Annotated in this window: 16 protein-coding genes; 6 read left to right on the plus strand and 10 right to left on the minus strand. The window is 67.7% G+C overall.

Going from position 1 to position 20,453, the window contains the following annotated elements; all coding sequences use genetic code 11:
• Positions 1–44: 44 nt before the first annotated feature.
• The 3 genes from OSB52_RS12585 to OSB52_RS12595 all read right to left on the minus strand — a co-directional run bounded on the left by OSB52_RS12585 (position 45) and on the right by OSB52_RS12595 (position 2,836).
• On the minus strand, positions 45–1,352 hold the full coding sequence (locus OSB52_RS12585) for a SatS C-terminal domain-containing protein (protein WP_235723886.1): 1,308 nt from the start codon (positions 1,350–1,352) through the stop codon (positions 45–47).
• Between the two features lie 198 nt (positions 1,353–1,550).
• On the minus strand, positions 1,551–2,483 hold the full coding sequence (locus OSB52_RS12590) for a C40 family peptidase (RefSeq protein ID WP_266062007.1): 933 nt from the start codon (positions 2,481–2,483) through the stop codon (positions 1,551–1,553).
• Positions 2,483–2,836 (minus strand): type VII secretion target, encoded by a 354-nt coding sequence (locus OSB52_RS12595; protein WP_266062008.1) that lies wholly within the window; start codon positions 2,834–2,836, stop codon positions 2,483–2,485. Before OSB52_RS12595 ends, OSB52_RS12590 begins: the two co-directional genes overlap by 1 nt.
• A 69-nt stretch (positions 2,837–2,905) precedes the next feature.
• Here OSB52_RS12595 and upp point away from each other — a divergent pair, with 69 nt between their 5' ends.
• Positions 2,906–3,529, plus strand: coding sequence for a uracil phosphoribosyltransferase (gene upp / locus OSB52_RS12600; RefSeq protein ID WP_235723883.1), 624 nt, complete (start codon positions 2,906–2,908; stop codon positions 3,527–3,529).
• A 108-nt stretch (positions 3,530–3,637) separates the two neighbouring features.
• On the opposite strand, the gene OSB52_RS12605 is transcribed toward upp, so the two are convergent.
• Genes OSB52_RS12605 through OSB52_RS12615 form a run of 3 tightly spaced genes read right to left on the minus strand, consistent with a single transcriptional unit; the run spans position 3,638 to position 6,948 of the window.
• Positions 3,638–4,429 (minus strand): ABC transporter ATP-binding protein, encoded by a 792-nt coding sequence (locus OSB52_RS12605; RefSeq protein ID WP_235723904.1) that lies wholly within the window; start codon positions 4,427–4,429, stop codon positions 3,638–3,640.
• Between the two features lie 29 nt (positions 4,430–4,458).
• A complete protein-coding gene (locus tag OSB52_RS12610) occupies positions 4,459–6,138 on the minus strand; it encodes a phospho-sugar mutase (protein ID WP_266062009.1) in 1,680 nt (559 codons plus the stop codon).
• Between the two features lie 6 nt (positions 6,139–6,144).
• Complete coding sequence (locus tag OSB52_RS12615; RefSeq protein ID WP_235723881.1) at positions 6,145–6,948, minus strand: purine-nucleoside phosphorylase; 804 nt, start codon at positions 6,946–6,948, stop codon at positions 6,145–6,147.
• Between the two features lie 36 nt (positions 6,949–6,984).
• Between OSB52_RS12615 and OSB52_RS12620 the strand changes: the two genes are divergently transcribed.
• Together OSB52_RS12620 and OSB52_RS12625 are read left to right on the plus strand one after the other, a co-directional pair.
• Positions 6,985–7,683, plus strand: a complete 699-nt coding sequence (locus OSB52_RS12620) for an enoyl-CoA hydratase/isomerase family protein (RefSeq protein ID WP_235723880.1) — start codon at positions 6,985–6,987, stop codon at positions 7,681–7,683.
• A gap of 10 nt (positions 7,684–7,693) precedes the next feature.
• Positions 7,694–8,887: an amidohydrolase gene (locus tag OSB52_RS12625; RefSeq protein WP_266062010.1), complete on the plus strand. Its 1,194-nt coding sequence runs from the start codon at positions 7,694–7,696 to the stop codon at positions 8,885–8,887.
• A gap of 11 nt (positions 8,888–8,898) precedes the next feature.
• Here OSB52_RS12625 and OSB52_RS12630 read toward each other — a convergent pair whose 3' ends face one another.
• Positions 8,899–9,375 (minus strand): gamma-glutamylcyclotransferase family protein, encoded by a 477-nt coding sequence (locus OSB52_RS12630; RefSeq protein ID WP_235723878.1) that lies wholly within the window; start codon positions 9,373–9,375, stop codon positions 8,899–8,901.
• Between the two features lie 216 nt (positions 9,376–9,591).
• Here OSB52_RS12630 and OSB52_RS12635 point away from each other — a divergent pair, with 216 nt between their 5' ends.
• Entirely contained in the window at positions 9,592–10,995 is a 1,404-nt protein-coding gene (locus tag OSB52_RS12635) for an NAD(P)H-quinone dehydrogenase (protein WP_235723877.1), read from the plus strand.
• A gap of 63 nt (positions 10,996–11,058) precedes the next feature.
• Here the strand turns inward: OSB52_RS12635 and glpK are convergent, their stop codons facing one another.
• A complete protein-coding gene (gene glpK / locus OSB52_RS12640; RefSeq protein WP_266062012.1) occupies positions 11,059–12,567 on the minus strand; it encodes a glycerol kinase GlpK in 1,509 nt (502 codons plus the stop codon).
• 54 nt (positions 12,568–12,621) lie between these two features.
• Here glpK and OSB52_RS12645 point away from each other — a divergent pair, with 54 nt between their 5' ends.
• Both OSB52_RS12645 and OSB52_RS12650 read left to right on the plus strand, forming a co-directional pair.
• Positions 12,622–14,364 (plus strand): glycerol-3-phosphate dehydrogenase/oxidase, encoded by a 1,743-nt coding sequence (locus OSB52_RS12645; protein ID WP_235723876.1) that lies wholly within the window; start codon positions 12,622–12,624, stop codon positions 14,362–14,364.
• Positions 14,365–14,468: 104 nt separating this feature from the next.
• The gene (locus OSB52_RS12650) at positions 14,469–14,891 is read left to right on the plus strand and encodes a pyridoxamine 5'-phosphate oxidase family protein (RefSeq protein WP_235723902.1); all 423 of its coding nucleotides are present in this window, start codon (positions 14,469–14,471) and stop codon (positions 14,889–14,891) included.
• 98 nt (positions 14,892–14,989) lie between these two features.
• Here OSB52_RS12650 and OSB52_RS12655 read toward each other — a convergent pair whose 3' ends face one another.
• Both OSB52_RS12655 and OSB52_RS12660 read right to left on the minus strand, forming a co-directional pair.
• Positions 14,990–15,787 (minus strand): DNA-formamidopyrimidine glycosylase family protein, encoded by a 798-nt coding sequence (locus tag OSB52_RS12655; RefSeq protein WP_266062014.1) that lies wholly within the window; start codon positions 15,785–15,787, stop codon positions 14,990–14,992.
• A complete protein-coding gene (locus OSB52_RS12660; protein WP_266062016.1) occupies positions 15,780–20,417 on the minus strand; it encodes an ATP-dependent helicase in 4,638 nt (1,545 codons plus the stop codon). Before OSB52_RS12660 ends, OSB52_RS12655 begins: the two co-directional genes overlap by 8 nt.
• Positions 20,418–20,453 lie beyond the last annotated feature (36 nt).

Genomic DNA, 20,453 nt, shown 5'->3' on the forward strand with positions numbered 1-20,453 from the left:
ACCCGGAGCGCTAGCGCTAGCGGAGGGTCGTCACGAAGGGTCGCTCAGCCCTTCTTGACCAGACGGCCCTCGAAGTCGTGCACCAGGGCGCGCCATGCCTCCGACTCGTTCTCGAACGGGGGGCTCGGCGCCATCCGCTTGGGATCCGGGTTGATGGCGTAGTCCACGAACCATCCCAGCGGGGTGGTCGATCCGAGGGCTTCGCTCACCGAGTCGTCGTCGGCGTAGTCGGCCGCGTCGGAGAGCAACTCCACTGCGAGGTCGAGTTGGTTGCGGTCCATCCGGCGCGGTCCGTCGGCGATGTCGTCGGCGAGACCGGGCAGCACGTAGACGTTGTCGTCGATGACGTCGAACTCCAGCGACCCGTCAGTGGCTCCAGTGCGCACATCCTCGAACGTCGACAGGTCAGCGAGGTCGTGATCATCGGAGTCCGCGAGGAATCGGCTCAGCGAACGCGGCGAGGTGAAGACGAAAATCTTGCCGTTCGCCCCGAGGAAGACCGGGTCATCGCCGAGATAGCAACGCAGCGAGAGATATTCGTCGGCGTCGGTGACGATCCGGATCGGGTCGATGCCGACGCCTGCCCAGAAGTCGTCGTCGATCTCATCGTCGCTGTCGACCTCGTCGTCGGCATTCTCGGCACTGTCGTCGTCGGACTCGTCGCTGTCGTCGGACTCGACGGTGTCGTCGCCGTTGGTGCTCTCGACGAGATCCAGGTCATCATCGTCGGGTTCGTCTTCGTCCTCGGCGGACGCGGCAGCTTCGAGTTCGGCTTCGGCGGTCTCGACCGCGGACCGGTCGACCTTCGGGGTCGTGATGACATCGTCGATGGCGTCGATGACGTCGTCCCAATGCTTGGCGATGAGCCGACCGATGCGAACCCACAGATCCACGCCTTCGCGACCCTCGAAGTTGCGGGTTCCAGTGGTCACCGCACCCAGGATCGGGTTGCCGTTGAAGAACTTGGTGATGATGGTGAGTTCGCAGACCTCGCCGAGGATGCGAACGATCTCGAGCGCATCCTCCAGCTCCGCGATGACCTCGGGATTGGGATCCTCGGCAGCCAGTTCCGGCACACCGACGAGGTCGTAGCTGTGCCGGTCGTCGGGAACGAGTTCGTCGGCCTGCAGGCCCGCGACGGTCTCCCACGCCGGGTGGTCGACGAGGTCGTTGTCGTCGTCGGTGCGGATGAAGGCGGCCAGTTCGGCGACACCGGGGAATCCGTAGAGGTCCTCGTCGAGTCCGAGGAAGGCCTCCCACTCGTCGTCGCCCTCGCGCCACCGGGGTGCCCAGAGGGTGAAACTGTTTCCGTCGGTGAGTCCGAGCTCGATGGGGACAATGTCTCCGGCCATGAGGACACAGCGTACTGATCGGACCTGTGAACTCCGGTAGCGGCCCCGCGACGGTCCGGTGAACGGCCGGAGCGCGAGCGGTCGCCGGGCCGGGGTCGTCGATGTGGTCAGTGCGCGAGGTCCGGCCACCCGGGCTTCCGCCCGGCCGACCACGGTCGAGTGGGCGCCGTTTCGTATCGAGTGGGCGTATGAGCCAGATCAGCGTGGACGGAAGAAGCCCTGGAAACCCTGGCCGGCGTTCGTCGTGCGTAGCGGCGACGTCTGGACGGGGTCTCCGGCCTCGACGAGTTGGTTGTTGCCCACGTACATCGCCACATGGCCGTCCCAGACGGCCAGGTCACCGGGTTGCAGTTCGGACTGGCCGACCGCGACACCGGCCATGTCCTGATCTTGGGCGAGGCGGGGGAGTTCGACGCCGGCCTGACGATAGGCCCACTGGGTGAAACCGCTGCAGTCGAAACCGTCCGGTGTGGTGCCACCCCAGACATAGGGGACGCCGCGTTGACTCAAAGCGGCGCGCACCGCCTTCGCTGCTCGTTCGTTCGGGGCGTGTGCGATCGATCCGTCCGGCAATCGGATGGCCACCCCGGTGCCGTCGTTGGCGGACGGCGACGGCACCGAAGCCGGGGCCTCGGTCCGACCGATCGCCATCATCCGGTCAGTGTCGGATCGGAGGTCGGACTGTGTGCGCGCGACGATCTGCATGCCGCGCTGGACGTGGTCGAGTGCCACCGGCAGGATCATCGCGATGCCCTGTGGACTGAACAGCGCGGGTCCGAGCGCCGCGGCCAGCGACTGGAAGGAGTCGATCAACGCATTCAGCCGATCGGCGGCAACCTTCACCTTCGCGCCGGCCTGCTCGATGAGCTCGGCGATCTCGGCGCTGTCATCAGTGGTCTCGATCATCGTTCGATGTGTCCGATGAGCCGCGTCGACGGCACCGTCGGCGCCCGTGCCCAACCAATCGGTGGCGACCCGGTTGGTGGCCGCGACCGATTCCCGGCGCGTGTGGTCGAGTGACCCCACCGAACTGCGCAGCCGATCAGCCGGGTTGTCGGGCGGCAGGATGCCGGTGCCGAGGGCGGTGATCATGATGCGTAGCGGCTCGATGATGATCTCGATGGTCAGCATCAGAGATACAGCCCCTCCGTGTGATTCCCGATGTTTCGCGGCTTGTCGGTGGGTGGCCGCGACAACCAATGGCCGGCTCGAGCGTCGGCGTCGAGGTAGACGGTCGCGGCGCTGTCGGTGATGTCGCCCTGATCGCCGTGACGCGTTGCCAACGTGTCGAGGCGACGCGCGCGGGTGTCGAGTGTGTAGGCGGCCGCGACCAGGAAATCGGCGCCGATGACGCCGAACGTGTCGGTGAGGTCGCCCACCTCGCCTCGCTGGGCGTTCGCGTGCGCTCGCACCACGTCGGCCGCGGTGTGCTGGTCTCGGGCGTAGTCGGCCAACGAGGGGGTATGGACGGAGACATCGGTCATGTTTGTTGGACGCACGGATACCGCTTTCGGTTCCACCCGAGTCCCGGACACACCATTAAGGTGATCGTCATGCAGGTACAGATCGTCGACCATCCATTGGCGGCCGCTCGACTGACCACGATGCGCGACAAGACCACCGACAACGCGGCGTTCCGCGGAGCGTTGTCGGACCTGACCCAGATGCTGGTGTACGAGGCGCTGGCGGGGGCACCGAGCGTGACGGTACCCATCGAGACGCCGCTGACCGCCCACGAAGGATCGCGGCTGGCGACTCCTCCGCTGCTGGTACCGGTGTTGCGCGCCGGTCTCGGCATGGTGGAGCAGGCACACGCGATGGTGCCCGAGGCGCACGTCGGTTTCGTCGGGGTGGCGCGCGACGAGACCACCGCGCAACCGGTGCCGTATCTGGAATCACTGCCCGGCGACCTGTCGGGATTGCCGGTGTTCGTGCTCGATCCGATGCTGGCGACCGGCGGTTCGATGCTGCACACGATCGAGCTCTTGGTGGCGCGCCATGCCACCGATATCACCGCGGTGTGCGTGGTGGCGGCGCCAGAGGGGGTTGCCGCGCTGGAGAAATCCGGTCACCCGGTGCGTCTGGTGGTCGCTGCCGTCGACGACGGCCTCAACGACGTCGCCTACATCGTGCCCGGCCTCGGCGATGCCGGGGACCGCCAATTCGGGCCACGCTGACACCGGTCGACTGAGCGGTCCCGCGCGAACTGATCGGCGGGAGTGAGGTGAACGTTAGGAATTCCGCGACGTTCACCTCACACGGCAGTGCCCGAGCGCCGTGTCGGCTCAGGCGGCGACCGCAGCCCATCGCCCGGCCGCACGCCGCACCACCACATCATGCTCGAAACAAGTGCTGATCGTCGTCGAGGTCAGGGCCTCATCGACCGCTCCGGCGGCGATCACCTGGCCATCGCGCAGCAACATCGCGTGACTTGTGCTGGCCGGTAGATCTTCGAGGTGATGGGTGACCAGCACACTGGCCAGGCCGGGTACCTCGGAGCGGAGCTGGTCGATACCGGTCAGCAGCTTCTCGCGCGCCGCAAGATCCAGGCCGGTCGCAGGTTCGTCGAGCAGCAGCAACGCCGGGCGCGGCATCAGTGCCCGCGCGATGAGGGTCCGGCCCCGTTCGCCCTGACTCATCACCGGCCACAGCGATTCGCGGCGGGTGGTCATGCCCAGCAGCTCGAGAAGCTCGTCGGCGTGACGGTGCTCGTCGACGGTGTAGTCGTGCCGACGGTCGAGCTCGGGGGTGTTGGTCAGGCCGGTGAGCACCACCTCGTGGGCCGTGAGCGGTACGTCGATGCGCCAGCGCGGATCCACATGGCCGATGTGGGTGCGCAGTTGACGCATGTCCACCCGTCCCAACCGCCGACCCAGTACGTCGACGGTGCCGGCGGTGGGGTGGCCGCGGGCGCCGAGGATCGTCATCAGCGTCGACTTACCGGCCCCGTTCGGGCCGAGCAATGCCCAGTGCTCGCCATGCGCCACGCGCAGACTCACGTCGTGCAGCAGGGGGCGGCCCCCGCGGATCACATCGATGTTCGCGGCGTCGAGTAGTGGTTCGGGGGAGGACACCAGCCCACCGTAGCCAGGCGATCGATCCCGACTCAGCGCGGGAGGTCGGCGATGACGTCAACGGCGAGCGCATGCAACCGCGCGGATGTCGCGGCCACGTCGGACTCGCGCGGCTCGGCAACCAGTTCGAGGTAGTACTTGAGTTTGGGTTCGGTCCCGGAAGGCCGCACCATCACGCGTACTGAGGTCTCGGGATCGTTTGCGGCACCGGACAGTTCGACGGCATTGGTGTTTAGGTGATCCTGTCGGGTGGCGTAGTCGACGCTCGTGACGCTGATCCCGGCGAGGGTCGTCGGGGGATGTGTGCGCAGCCCCGCCATGATGTCGGCGATCCGGTCGAGGTCGGTGACCCGGATCGAGTGCTGGGTGGTCACATGAACTCCGTGTTCGACGAACAGTTCATGCAGCGCTGTCGCGAGATCGGAACCGGCGCTGACCCGTTCGTGGGTGAGTAGTGCCGCGACCACCGATGCGCTGATCCCGTCCTTGTCGCGCACGGCGACTGGATCGACACAGTGGCCGATGGCCTCCTCGTACGCGTAGAGCAGCGGTTCACCTGCGCGGACGAGCCATTTGAAGCCGGTGAGGGTCCTCGCGTACCGGGCGCCGGTAGCCTCGGCCACGGCCTGCAACAGTGACCCGGACACGATCGTGCCCGCCACGACGGGTGCGTCGAGATCGGTGGCCGCGAGCAGATGCCTGCCCAGCAGGGCGCCGGTTTCGTCGCCGGTGAGCATCCGCCAGCTGCCGCCGATACGAGCGCCGAGCGCGCATCGGTCGGCGTCGGGGTCCAACGCGATGGCGAGGTCGGCGTCGACGTCGGCGGCGAGTGCCAGGAGCCGATCGGAGGCCCCGGGTTCCTCGGGGTTGGGAAAACGCACGGTGGGGAAGTCGGGATCGGGTGCGAACTGCTCGGGCACCACCTCGACGTCGGTGAACCCGGCCCGGCGCAGAGCGGTGAGCGCCAGCGCGCCGCCCACACCGTGCATGGCCGTCAGCGCGATCCGAACCGGCGACCGTGGTACCCGTCCGAAGCGGTTCGTCAGCCGGGTCAGATACCGCTCGGTGTTGGCGGCCGCCCACGGATCATCGGCGGACACAGTCGTCCGGGGCACGGTGTTGGCCGGCGCGGCCGTCGCGATCAGCCGCTCGATCTGCGTGTCGTCTGGCGGGATCAGCTGGGCGCCACCGGACACGAAGACCTTGTACCCGTTGTCGGCCGGCGGATTGTGTGAGGCGGTCACCGCGACCGCCGCGGACGCACCGAGATCCCGGCAGCAGAACGCGATGAGCGGAGTGGGGGTGGTCCCCGGTAGCCGCACCACATCGAATCCCTGCGCCGCGAGCACCTCGGCGCAGGCATCTGCGAAGTCGGCCGACCCATGGCGGGCATCGCGGCCCACCACGACCCTCGACCCGGCGTGCCCTCCGTCGATGAGCCAGCGTCCGAGCGCGACGGTCGTCCGCACGATTACTGCGACGTTCATCCCGGATGGCCCGGCCCGGACCGGTCCACGCAAGCCGGCGGTGCCGAAATGCAATGTGTGGGAGAACCGCTCGGTCAACTCGTCGGGTGTCAGCGCACGCAGCTCGGCGCGGGTGCGCGGATCGGGGTCGGCGGCGATCCAGGCCTGCGGATCTGATGTCTCCGGATCGGACGCCGCCTGTGGATCGGACACCCCCTGCGAATCCTGTGGATCAGGTACAGACATGGCGTGTCAGAGTTCGGCGATGATCGACGCCAGTAGCTCGCCCATCCGGGTCGCCGAGGCACGCCCCACCTCGAGTACCTCGGTGTGGCTGAGCGGTTCACCGGTGATGCCGGCAGCGAGGTTGGTCACCAGGGACATGCCCAGCACCTGCAGGCCCGCGGCACGCGCGGCGATCGTCTCGTGCACAGTGGACATCCCGACGAGATCGGCGCCCAGGGTGCGCAGCATCCGGATCTCGGCGGGCGTCTCGTAATGCGGACCGGGTAGCCCTGCATAGACACCGTCGGACAGTGACGGGTCGGTGCGTCGGGCGATCTCCCGCAATCGCGGCGCGTAGGCATCCACCAGGTCCACGAACTGCGCGCCCCGCATCGGAGACCGAGCGGTGAGATTGAGGTGATCGGCGATGAGGATCGGCTGACCGACCTTCATGTCGTCGCGTAGTCCGCCGGCAGCGTTGGTCAAGACGATGGTGTGCGCGCCTGCCGCTGCGGCGGTGCGCACGGGGTGGACCACGCGGGCCAGGTCGTGCCCCTCGTAGGCATGAATTCGGCCGAGCAGGATCAGCACGCGACGATCACCCACACGCACAGAGTGAACCGTTCCGCCGTGCCCCGCGGCCCGCGGTGCGCTGAAACCGGGAATGGACGCCATCGGCACGCTCGCGATGGGGCGGCCGAAGGCGTCGGCGGCCGGGGCCCAGCCGGAACCGAGGACCACCGCGACGTCGTGGGCGGCGCAATCGGTCTCGGCGGCGATGGTCGCGGCCGCGGCGATTGCGGCCGCGTCGGCGTCGGCTGTGGGGTCCATGGCCCCAACCCTAGTGCCCGACGATAAAGTCCCTACATGCCGTTTCTCAGTTCTGTAGGCGATGTCACCGAGCTCTATCTGGGCACCGAAGGGGTCGAGCTCGACGAGTCGAACCCGGAGAACCGGTTCCGTCTCGACTGGCTGACGACGGTCGAGAACGCGCTCGCCGAGGTCGCCGCGGAACCGACCCGGCCGCTGATCATCACGGCCACCGGCAAGTACTTCACCAACGGACTCGACACCGACCACATCCTGGCCGAGCCCAAGGCGTTGCCCGACTACCTCGACCGCGTGCACGCGCTGTTCAGCACACTTCTCACGTTGCCGGTGCCGACCGTCGCCGCGATCAACGGTCACGCCTTCGGTGCCGGGGCGATGTTCGCCCTGTGCGCCGACCACCGTCTGATGCGCACCGAACGCGGGTTCTGGTCACTGCCCGAGGTCGCGCTGGGGATGCCGTTCCCGTTGGGGATGAGTTCGTTGCTGCGTACCCGCCTCGCCGATCCGGTGGCAACCGAGGCGATGCTGACCGCGCGGCGCTACTCGGGCGAACAGGCACGTGCCGGTGGCATCGTCGAGGAAGCCGTCGACATCGACTCCCTGCTCGCCCGGGCGCGGGAGGTGGCTGCCGAGCGTGCACCGTTGGCGGGCCCCAATCTCGGTGAGGTCAAACGCAACCTGCGTCAGCCACTGATCGCTGACCTGCAGATCGCGTATCCGCGGAGGGCACTGTGAGGTTCTCGCGATGGCCGTGAGTGAACGCGGAATCCGGCCGGCGGCGCCACGCGACGTCATCGACGCCTGGTGGGCCGCGCACCGCGACGACGTGGTGCGGTGGCGCCGGGAGATCCACGCCCACCCGGAGTTGTCCCGCCAGGAGGTCAACACCACCGAACTGGTGATGGCCGAATTGACCGCGGCGGGTCTGACCCCGCGTCGACTACCGCTGGGCACCGGTGTGGTCTGCGACATCGGCGGGGACGAGATACCGCGGGTCGCGCTGCGCGCGGACATGGACGCGCTGCCGATCACCGAGCACACCGGTCTGGCCTTCAGTTCCACCGTGGAGGGTGTGTGCCACGCCTGCGGACATGACGCCCACACGGCGATCCTGATCGGCGTCGCCAAGTTGTTGGCGACGGTCGACGACCTGCCGGTCGGTGTCCGACTGATCTTCCAGGCGGCCGAGGAGGTCATGCCCGGAGGTGCGCTCGACGCGGTGGCGGCCGGAGTGATGACCGGCGTGGGACGGATCTTCGCGCTGCACTGCGATCCGAAACTACCGGTCGGTTCGGTGGGGCTGCGGGCGGGCGCCCTCACCTCGGCGGCCGATCACATCGATCTGCAGCTGCATTCGGCCGGTGGGCACACCTCGCGGCCCCATCTGACGGGCGACCTCGTCTATGCGATGGGGACGGTGATCACCGGGCTACCCGGAATCCTGTCGCGGCGCCTGGATCCGCGGTCGGGCACCGTGATGGTGTGGGGTGCGGCGAATGCGGGCACTGCACCCAACGCCATCCCGCAGGAGGGGCGGCTGCTGGGTACGGTCCGGACCGGTGACCACGAGAGCTGGGCGCTGCTCGAACCACTGGTGCGCAGCGTGATCGGCGAGCTGCTGGCGCCGCTGGGGGTCCGCTACGACCTGTCCTATTTCCGAGGTGTGCCGCCTGTGGTGAACGACGAACAAGCGATCGCCGCGATGCGGGCCGCGGTGGCGCCGATCGGCCCCAACGCGGTCGCCGACACCCCTCAGTCACCCGGCGGGGAGGACTTCTCCTGGTACCTCGAACACGTACCGGGCGCGATGGGGCGGCTCGGCGTGTGGGATGGGATCAGCCCGCGTGTCGATCTGCACCAGCCCAATTTCGACCTCGACGAGCGTGCGCTGGAGATCGGGGTCCGCACGTTGGCGGGAATCGCGCTCGGCGACGTGTGATTCCGGGGGCCTCAGGGTTCCAGCGGACCCGGGCCCACGTTGCGTGACTCGCGTAGTCGGAGGTCCTGTACATAGTCGGCCGGAGCGCCGGCGATCTCGGCGGCCTCGGCCATCACCCCGAGGTATCGGGCCGACGGCAGGCCACCCTCGTAGGCGTCGAGGACGTAGAGCCAGGCCAGCACCGGGCCGTCGGCGGTGTCCACCCGCACCCGGATCTTGACGTGGATGCCCAGCTCCGAGCCTTCCCAGCGGTCGAGGTTCTCCTCGTCCTCCGGGGTGACGTCGTAGAGCACGATGAAAACCCTGGCATCGGGATCGTCGCGATCCTCGGTGACCGTCGCCAGCGAACCCTCCCAGCCGATGTCTCCGCCTCCGAAGGTCAGGCGCCAACCGTGTAGCCATCCGGTCCCCGCCATCGGGGAGTGCGGTGCTCGCTCGGCCATCTGCTCGGGGTGCATATTGGAGCCGTAGGCTGCGTAGATGGGCATTTAGGTCTCTGACCTGCACTTTCTCCGCGTGGCGGATGCGTGGGCGATCCGCGCGATCATTGAAAACGTCTCAACTCCCGATTGATCGTATTACGCAGGCGGACCCGATACGTCCGCGAGATGTGACGTGTGCCCGGATGGCGCGGGCGCGGTGGGCGGACCGCGGGCACCGGGGACTAGGTTGGTAGGCGGTACGGCGGCGAACAGGAGTGACTTGTGACCAAGATCGTGATCATCGGCGGCGGACCCGCGGGCTACGAGGCCGCGTTGGCGGCGGCCGCGTACGGTGCCGACATCACGGTGATCGATTCCGACGGTGTCGGCGGCGCGTGTGTGCTCTGGGATTGCGTTCCGTCGAAGACGTTCATCGCCTCGACGGGCATCCGAACCGAGGTGCGCCGTGCGGTCGATCTGGGGATCAACCTGAGCACCGACGATGCGTTGGTGACGCTGCCGCAGATCCATCAACGGGTGCGTGATCTCGCCTTCGCCCAATCCGCCGACATCCGGTCCCGGCTGATCAGCGAGGGGGTGAAGCTGGTGTCGGCGCGGGCAGCGCTGGAGGAACGTCAGATCGGGGTCTCCACCCATGGTGTCGTGGCGACGCTGCCCGACGGTTCGACCGAACGCTACGAGGGCGACGTGGTGCTGGTGGCGACCGGTGCCTCGCCGCGAATTCTGCCCGACGCCCAGCCGGACGGTGAGCGCATCCTGACCTGGCGTCAGCTCTACGATCTCGAACAGCTACCCGAACATCTCGTCGTGATCGGGTCGGGTGTGACCGGTGCCGAGTTCGTGCACGCCTACACCGAATTGGGCGTAAGGGTGACCCTGGTGTCCAGTCGTGACCGCGTGCTGCCCGGGGAGGACGAGGATGCGGCCCTCGTGCTGGAGGACGCGCTGGCCGAACGCGGGGTCGAACTGATCAAGCATGCCCGCGCCGACAAGGTGGAACGCAACGGCGATTCGGTGACCGCGCACCTCGCGGACGGCCGGACGGTGACCGGGTCACATGTGTTGATGACGGTCGGTTCCATCCCCAACACCACCGAGTTGGGACTCGACCGGGCCGGGGTAGAGGTCGATCGGGGCGGCTACATCACCGTCGACCGGGTCTCGCGCACGTCGGTCCCGGGTATCTACGCGGCCGGTGACTGCACGGGTCTGCTGCCGCTGGCGTCGGTGGCCGCGATGCAGGGGCGGATCGCCATGTACCACTCACTGGGCGAGGGCGTGAGTCCCATCAAACTCAAAACGGTTGCATCGGCGATCTTCACGCGTCCCGAGATCGCCACCGTCGGGGTCTCGCAGCAGGCCATCGACAACGGTGACTATCCGGCCCGGACCGTGATGCTGCCGTTGGCGACCAATCCGCGCGCCAAGATGAGCGGGCTGCGGCGCGGTTTCGTGAAGATCTTCTGTCGGCCGGCGACCGGTGTGGTGATCGGAGGCGTGGTGGTAGCGCCCACCGCCTCCGAACTGATCCTGCCGCTGGCGCTGGCAGTGCAGAACAAGCTCACGGTGTCCGACCTCGCGCAGACCTTCTCGGTGTATCCGTCGCTGACCGGTTCGGTCACCGAGGCCGCACGCCAACTCGTGCGTCACGACGATCTCGACTGACCTCCGCGATCTTGTAGTACGAACGGGCGAAAAACGATACGTTCGTACTACGAAACCGGGGGTTCAGGCCAGGTCGAGACTGTGCTCGACGGCGCGGTTCCAGCCGGCGTAGAGCTCGTCGCGGGTGGCCGCCGGCATCCGCGGCTCCCAGCGGGTGTGCTCGGCCCAGTTCTCGCGGATCTCGTCCTCGGACTCCCAGTAACCCACTGCGAGACCGGCGGCATATGCGGCGCCGAGCGCGGTCGTCTCGTTGACCACCGGCCGAACCACGGGGACATCGAGGATGTCTGCCTGGAACTGCATCAGCAGGTCATTGACGACCATGCCGCCGTCAACTTTCAGTGTCGACAACTCCACACCCGAATCGGCCTGCATCGCCTCGATCACCTCGCGGGTCTGGAAGGCGCTGGCCTCCAAGGCGGCTCGAGCGAGATGGCCCTTGTTCACGAACCTCGTCAGGCCGACGATGACCCCGCGCGCATCCGGCCGCCAGCGGGGTGCGAACAGCCCGGAGAACGCGGGCACAAAGTAGGCGCCGCCGTTGTCGTCGACGCCGGCTGCGAGCGTCTCGATGTCGGCGGCGTCAGCGAACAGGCCCAGGTTGTCGCGCAGCCACTGCACCAGTGATCCCGTTACCGCGATGGAGCCCTCGAGTGCGTAGCGGGCCTGTTGATCGCCGATTCGGTAGCACACGGTGGTCAGCAATCCGTGATCACTGAAGACGGGTTCGGTGCCGGTGTTGAGCAGCAGGAAGTTGCCGGTGCCGTAGGTGTTCTTGGCCTCGCCCGGACTCAGGCAGGCCTGGCCGAAGGTGGCGGCCTGTTGATCGCCGAGGATCCCGGCCAGTGGCACGCCGGGCAGCGAGCCGTGTTCGCGCAGCGGGCCGTAGACCTCCGACGAACTGCGGATCTCGGGCAACAGTGCGGTCGGCACGCCCATCTCGGCACAGATCTGCTCATCCCATTGCAGGGAGCGCAGATCCATCAGCATCGTGCGTGACGCATTGGTGACATCAGTGATGTGCAGTCCGCCGTCGCGGCCGCCGGTCATATTCCAAGCGGTCCACGAATCCATTGTGCCGAAGCACAGTTCACCCGCCTCGGCACGATGGCGAGCGCCCTCGACGTGGTCGAGTAGCCAGCGGATCTTGGGACCGGCGAAATAGGTGGACAACGGCAGTCCGGTCCGATCCCGGTAGCGGTCGGTCCCGACGTCACCGGCGAGATCGTCGCACAGGTCGTTGGTGCGGGTGTCCTGCCAGACGATCGCATTGTGGATCGGCACGCCGGTCTCGCGGTCCCAGATGAGCGTGGTCTCACGTTGGTTGGTGACCCCGCAGGTGGCGATGTCGCCGTGCTTGAGGTCGGCCGAGGCGAGTGCGGCGGCCATCACCCGCCGGGTGTTGCGCCAGATCTCGGCGGCGTCGTGCTCCACCCAGCCGGCCTGCGGAAATATCTGCTGGTGCTCGATCTGCTCGCTGCTGACGACGCGTCCGCTGCGATCGAAGATCATCGCACGGGTGGACGTGGTGCCCTGGTCGACGGCGGCGACATATGTGTTTGCGCTAGCCACGCGGCCAGTGTCGCACGCGGTGGCATTCGAGGAGATCAATTAGGCTGGGCAAGCATGAACACCGAGTTCAACCCGGACCGGCCGGCCGATATGGGTCCGCTTTACCGTGCGGAAGCGTGGCGGCGCCTGGGCAGTGAACAGTTCGACATCGTGGTCATCGGAGGCGGAGTCGTCGGTGTGGGGGCCGCGCTCGACGCGGCGACGCGCGGCTTGCGCGTCGCGCTGGTGGAGGCCCGTGACATCGCGTCGGGGACGTCGAGTCGGTCGTCGAAGATGTTCCACGGGGGTCTGCGATACCTCGAACAGCTCGAGTTCGGGCTGGTCCGTGAGGCGTTGCGCGAACGCGAATTGTCGCTGCGTCTGCTGGCCCCGCATCTGGTGAAGCCGCTGCCGTTCCTCTACCCCCTCACCCAGCGCGTCTGGGAGCGACCGTATGTGGCGGCTGGATTGTTCCTGTACGACCGCATGGGTGGAGCAAAATCTGTTCCGGGACAGCATCATGTCACCCGGTCCGGCGCACTTCGCGTGGCTCCCGCGCTGAAACGGAGTTCGTTGATCGGTGGCATCCGATACCACGACACGGTTGTCGACGACGCAAGGCACAGTCTGACCGTTGCCCGCACGGCGGCCAACTACGGTGCGGTCATCCGCACGTCCACCCAGGTGGTCGGTTTCCTGCGCGAGTCCGACCGGGTTCTCGGTGTGCGCGTTCGGGATTCGGAGACCGGCGACGTCACCGAGATCCGCGGTCACTGTGTGATCAACGCGGCCGGGGTGTGGACCGACGAGGTCCAGGCGCTGTCCAAACAGCGCGGCCACTTCCGGGTACGTGCGTCCAAGGGTGTGCACATCGTGGTGCCTCGAGACCGGATCGTCAGCGAGACCGCGATCATCTTGCGCACCGCGAACTCGGTGTTGTTCGTGATCCCGTGGGAGACGCACTGGATCATCGGCACGACCGACACCGACTGGAATCTCGACCTCGCGCATCCGGCTGCCACCCGCGCCGACATCGATTACATCCTCGAGCGGGTGAACGAGGTGCTGGTGACCAAGCTCACCCACAATGACATCGAAGGCGTCTACGCGGGGTTGCGCCCGCTGTTGGCAGGGGAGGACGACGAGACCTCGAAGCTGTCCCGTGAGCACGCGGTGGCGACGGTGGCGCCCGGGTTGGTGTCGATCGCGGGCGGCAAGTACACCACCTATCGGGTGATGGCCGCCGACGCCGTGGACGCCTGTACCGATTTCATCCCCACCCGGGTGGCACCGTCGATCACCGAGCGGGTGCCGCTGCTCGGAGCCGACGGATACTTCGCGCTCATCAACCAGTGCGAGCATCTCGGCCAGCGATTCGGGTTGCATCCCTACCGAATTCGTCGTCTGCTCAACCGGTACGGATCGTTGATCGATGACGTCCTCTACTACGCCGACGACGATCCGTCACTGCTGCGCCCGCTCGCCGCGGCACCGCAGTACCTGCGCGTGGAAGTGGTCTATGCGGCGATAGACGAGGCTGCACTGCATCTCGAGGACGTGCTCGCGCGCCGGACGCGCATCGCGATCGAGTACCCGCACCGCGGCGTCGACTGCGCGCGGGAGGTGGCGGAGTTACTCGCGCCCATACTCGGCTGGACCGAGGAACACACGGCGTTCGAGGTGGCCACCTATATCGCCCGCGTGGAGGCGGAGGTCGCGTCGCAGCGCCAGCCCGATGACGATTCCGCCGATGCGCTGCGTGCGGCGGCCCCGGAGGCTCGCCCCGAGATCCTGGAGCCCGTTCCGGTTCCTGAGTGACCCGCGCGGATGGTCGTGGTGCCCATCACAGGAAGATGGGGACCTTCGACTCTGCCGAACACGTTCCGGTGGACGGAGAATGGTGTATGGCAGAAGGACAGGACATGGTCGACAACGCGGTTGAGGAACTCACCACCGACGAGGCGTGGGAACTGCTCGGGTCCACCGAGTTGGGACGCATCGGCCTCAGCGTCGGCGGTCACCCGGACATCTTCCCGGTCAATTACATTGCCGGAGAAGGTCGGATCACCTTCCGGACCGGCGAGGGTACCAAGCTCTCCGAGATCGCGGTCAACGAGAACGTCGCCTTCGAGGCGGACGACCACGATGACCAGCGCGGCTGGAGCGTCGTCGCGAAAGGCACCGCACGCGTGCTGGTTTCGACTCATGACATCGCTGCCGCCGACGAATTGTCACTGCGTCCGTGGATTCCCACGATGAAGTACAACTACGTCGAGATCGCGGTCACCGAGATCTCCGGGCGGCGGTATCTGTTCGGTCCTGAGCCGGAACGGTACCCGGTCTAGCTGTTTGCGAACAGCGCCATCGGGGGCGGGTATCGCCTCGCCTCATGCTGCCGTCGCGAAACACTTCCTGTCGGACGGTGAACGGTGTCTGGCAAGCGTCATGACTGACACTGTCGGCAGAAGTAGATCACGCGATCCTCGCCGATCGAGCCGAGCTGGTCTCGCTCGATCGGCGAACCACATCTGCGACACAGTTGGCCGCGCCGACCGTAAACCCACATGCGTGCATTGGGCGCGGTCTGGCCGGTCGTGGTCCGGGCCGTCCGCAGCCGGTTGGCCCACAACACCCGGCGGGCCAGGTCGACCATGGCCGTGACGTCGACTTCGCGCACCGGTCGGGTGGGCAGCACCCTGCGAAGGAAGCACAGCTCGCTTCGATAGACGTTGCCGATGCCCGCGACGAGCCGCTGGTCGAGGAGCGCGGTTCCGATCGGCTCATCGGCGCGGGCCTCGATGCGGCGGATGGCCTCGGTGGGCTCCCACTCGGCGCTCAGCAAGTCCGGTCCCAGGTAGGCAAGGTCCTGATCGGGGGTCTCGGTGAGCTCCAGGATGCCGAGGTCGAAACCGACGGCTTCGTGCGTCGCGGTACGTAACACGACCCGTGCCTGGTACCCGGGACGACGCCATTTCGTGCCGATGGGGTGGACATGCCAGGCGCCCTCCATCTTCAGGTGCGAATGCAGACTGACCCTGGCGAGTCCCGAGTCGTCGTCATCGGATCCGCCGACATCGATGAGGAGATGTTTGCCCACCGATCGGACCGAGGTGACCGTTCGGCCGGTCAGGTCGGCGGTGGCCAGCGACGGTATCCGGAACTGTGTCCGCGTCAGCCGTTGACCGTCGAGCGCCGCCCGCAGTCGTGCGGCGGCGGCGAAGACGGTGTCGCCCTCAGGCATGCCTGCCGTAGCGCATGCGAACACCGCGCGGTGTGGTGGCGAATCCGGCCTCGATCAGGATTCGGCCGAAATCCGAGGTCAGCACGGGCTCGGAGTCGACCTGATCGATCATGAGCCGAGCCACGCGGCCCGAGCGGACGATCTCGGCGAGAGCGCCGGCGGCGGTCTGCAGAGCGGGAAGCGATTCGGTGAACGTCAGCAGGGTCTTGCCGCCTCGTTCGACGTACACGACGAGTTCGCCGCCCACCATGACCACCATGGCGCCTGGTTTGCGACCCGGGCGGTGTCGGCCGTCCTCGGCGCGGGTCGTCGGCCAACCCAAAGCGGCGCCAAACGGATTGGCCGGATCTGTGGCCGCCAGCACGATCGCCGGTGGGGTGCGCCGATCGTCGAGGGCGTGGCGACGCAATTCGTCGATGGTTGCGGTCGAAGCGAACTGCGCACCACCCAGGCCGTCGACGAAGTAGCCGCGCCGGACCTGACCGTTGTCCTCGAACACGGTGAGGGCCTTGTAGATCCGGTAGAACCCGCCGACAATGTCTTCGTTGGTGACACTTCCGCGCGTGATGACCCCATAGCGCGCGAGCAGCTGATCGCACAGCGCCTGCGTGGCCACCGTCGGGTCGGTGGTGATACGGTCGGGAACCACCCAGCGGCCACCGGCGGTGGGCGGGACACTCTGGCCGGCACCGTGTTCGGTGAGATAGCGGGTGGACAGCCGCTGCGCCCGAAGTCGCGGCGCGCGTCCACGGGCCCGGTGGGCCGGTGCCGATCGCGGCGACGACGAGGTGCGCCGCGGTGCCAACATCGCGCGCACCGGAGCGAACGAGTCATTGCTCACCTGACCTGCCCACACCAGATCCCAGAGGGCGGCCTCGATATCGGCGGCGGACACGGTGCCGTCGGAGGACACCGACTCGGCAAGCTTGCCGAACCGTAGCGCGCCGCCGGGGGCCAGTGCCGCGGTGAGTCGGTCGTGCACTCCGGTGGTGTCGATCTCGTCGGCGGGAGCCAACGTGAGCGGTGCGACCTCCACCGGATGCAGGGCGATCCAGCCGTCCGACCCACCGATACGGCCGTGCCCGGACCAGATCACCTCGCCGGAGCTGAGCAATTCGTCGAGCATCGCCGGACTGTAGTCGGTGACGCGGGCGGGTAGGACCACCGATTCCCACGCCGAGGCGGGCAGCGGGTAGCCGGCCAACTGGTCGATCACCGTCGCCACCCCGTCGACGCCGCGGAGTTGTTCCTCAGGGGTGACATGCTGCCAGGACGCGGTGAAGCGGGTGAGGGTCTCGTGGTCGACCGGCGCGACCTCGGCGCGGCTCGCCGCCAGAGAACCGCGACGGATCTGACCGAGCACATCGGCATGGCACCACTGGGTCGCGTGCGGTGCGCCGGTCCGGGTTTCCGTGCCCTGCTCTGTCTCCTGGGCCTCAGGGAGAAAATCCCCCTCGATGACCCGACGGTCGGCGGCCAGCCGGATGAGAGTGTCGCGGACGACCCCGACCGCCATGCCCAGTGCATCGGCGGCCTCGGTGACGGTGAACGGGCCGTGCGTCCGTGCATATCGGCTCACCAGATCCCCCACCGGATCACCCACCGGTTGCAGGAAGGCCGCCGGAATGCCCAGCGGGGCCGGAACGCCGAGACCGTCACGCAATCGGGCGGTGTCGTCGATCGACGCCCACAGCGCTCGGCCACGATGGGTGATCGAGATGATCTGGCCGGATCGGTGCAACTCGGTCAGCTGATCGATCGCGGGTGTTTCGCCGCGATAGCGTGCATCGACGTCAGCGGTGTCGAGAGGACCGAGCCAGCGCAACAGGTCGACGATGTCCTCGGCATCTCGGGCCTGACGCTCGGCAACGGTGCGCTGCAGGCGTGCGGTCACCTCGGCGATCACGCCGGGATCGAGCAGCTCGCGCAAGTCGACGCGGCCGAGCAGTTGCGCGAGCAGGCTGGTGTCCAACGAGAGCGCGGCGGCCCGGCGTTCGGCCAGCGGTGCGTCGTCGGCGTAGAGGAACGCCCCGATGTAGCCGAACAGCATCGATGCGGCGAACGGGGAGGGGCTTGCGGTCTCGGTCTCGACGACTCGGACCCGCCGCTGGCGGATTCGGGTGAGCAGGTCGGTGAGCGCAGGAAGGTCGTAGACGTCCTGCAGACACTCTCGCACCGTCTCCAGGATGATCGGGAAGTCGGGGAATTGTGAAGCGACGGAGAGCAATTGTGCGCTGCGCTGACGCTGCTGCCAGAGTGGGGCGCGACGGCCGGGGTCGCGTTTGGGTAGCAACAGGGCACGCGCTGCACATTCGCGGAATCGGGAGGCGAACATCGACGAGTCGGCGAGAGCGTCGGTGACCCACTGCTCGATCTCATCGGGATCGAGGACGAAGACCGACGCGCCCGGCGGGTCGTCGTCGGTGTCGGGCAGCCGCACGATGATGCCGTCGTCGGAGGCCGTGGTGGCGCCTTCGAGGCCGAGTGTCTGCAACAATCGTGCCGAGATCGCACTGGCCCACGGTGCGTGCACGCGCAATCCGTAGGGCGAGTGCAGAATCAGGCGCCAATCGCCGAGTTCGTCGCGGAAACGTTCCACCACCAATGTGCGGTCGGTGGGCAGGTGGCCGGTGGCCTCCTGCTGTTCGGCGACGAGGGCGGCGAGGTTCTGTCGGGCATTGTCGGTGAGCCCGAGCCGGTGCGCGTGTTCGGCCAATGTGTCGGGATCGGCCACCGCCCCGGTGAACTTGCCGATCGCCGCACCGAGTTCGGCGGGGCGACCGATCGTGTCGCCGATCCAGAACGGCAACCGGCCGGGCTGGCCGTAGGCCGGTGACACCAGCACCCGGTCGTGCGTGATGTCCTCGATGCGCCAACTCGTGGCACCGAGCGCGAAGACATCCCCGACGCGCGACTCGTAGACCATCTCCTCATCGAGTTCGCCGACGCGGGTCGACTTCTCGCCGACCATGAACACGCCGAACAGTCCGCGATCGGGGATCGACCCGCCGGAGGTGACCGCCAATCGCTGCGCCCCGCGGCGTCCGACGAGTGTCCCGGCATCCCGGTCCCAGGTGACGCGGGGCCGTAGTTCGGCGAACTCGTCGGAGGGAAAGCGTCCGGAGATCAGGTCGAGGGTCGCCTCGTACACCTGGCGGCCGAGCTCGCGGTAGGGCGCGGCGCGGCGGACGAGGTCGTACCATTCGTCCACGTCGAGGTCGTCGACCGCGGCGGCCGCGATGGTCTGCTGGGCGAGGATGTCGAGGGGATTCTGCGGTACCCGTAGTGCCTCGATGGCGCCGTCGAGCATCCGTTCCACGGTCACCGTGCAATGGATCAGGTCGGTCCGGTGCTTGGGGTAGAGCACCCCCTGCGAGATCTCACCCACCTGATGGCCCGCGCGGCCGATGCGCTGGAGTCCGCCGGCCACCGACGGCGGGGCTTCGACCTGCACCACGAGGTCCACCGCGCCCATGTCGATGCCGAGTTCCAGCGAGCTGGTCGCCACCACGCACGGCAGGCGTCCGGCCTTGAGGTCGTCCTCGATCTCGGCGCGCTGTTCCTTGCTGACCGAACCGTGATGCGCGCGGGCCAGGATCGGGGCGGCGCCACCGCTGGCGCCGCTGGCCATGATGTACGCGGGAGCACCGCCGGCGACGGTGGGGTTGGCGGACGGATTCGGCACATTTCCGGTGCGCTCGGCGTGGATCTCGTTGAGGCGGGCGGTGAGCCGCTCGGCCAGTCGCCGCGAATTGGCGAACACGATGGTCGCGCGGTTCTTCTCGATGAGGTCCACGATGGACGACTCCACGTAGGGCCACAGCGACCCGGCGGTGGGGGAGAACGCGTCGTCGAGGTCTTCGCCGGCAGGTGTGTCCGGTGGTGGCGGGATGTTGGCCATGTCCTCGACGGGCACGTCGACCCGCAGATCGAAGGTCTTGGCCGCCTTGGGACGGACCACCGTGCACGGAGCGCTGCCGCTGAGGAACTCCGCCACGACCTCGGGTGGACGGACCGTCGCCGACAGTCCGATGCGCTGAGCTGGCCGGTCGAGCAGTTCGTCGAGCCGCTCGAGGGAGAGCGCGAGATGGGTACCGCGCTTGGTGGCCGCGACGGCGTGCACCTCGTCGACGATCACCACCTCGACGTCGGTGAGTGTCTCGCGGGCGGCCGAGGTGAGCATCAGAAAGAGCGATTCGGGGGTGGTGATCAGGATGTCCGGCGGAGTTTTGACCAGGGCCCGGCGCTCGGCGGCGGGGGTGTCGCCCGAGCGCACCCCGACGGTGATCGCCGGTTCGGGCTCACCGAGTTCCTGCGCCGCCCGGGTGATGCCGGTCAGTGGAGCGCGCAGATTGCGTTCGACATCGACCGCGAGCGCTTTGAGGGGGGATATGTAGACGACACGTGTCCCGCGCTTCCGGTCGGGTCGGGCGGCGAGGCGATCCAGCGCCCACAGGAATGCCGACAGTGTCTTGCCGGAGCCGGTGGGCGCGATGACCAGGGTGTTGTTGCCGTCGGCGATGGAGGCCCACGCGCCGGTCTGCGCCGCGGTCGGTTCCTCGAACGCGCCGTCGAACCACCGCCGGGTGGGGGCGGTGAAGCGGTCGAGTACGGACGTCTTGCGGGGCACTCTGCCATCATCCACCACACGTCCGACAACGCCGGT

Source organism: Gordonia aquimaris (assembly GCF_026262595.1).
GTDB classification, from domain to species: Bacteria; Actinomycetota; Actinomycetes; order Mycobacteriales; family Mycobacteriaceae; genus Gordonia; species Gordonia tangerina.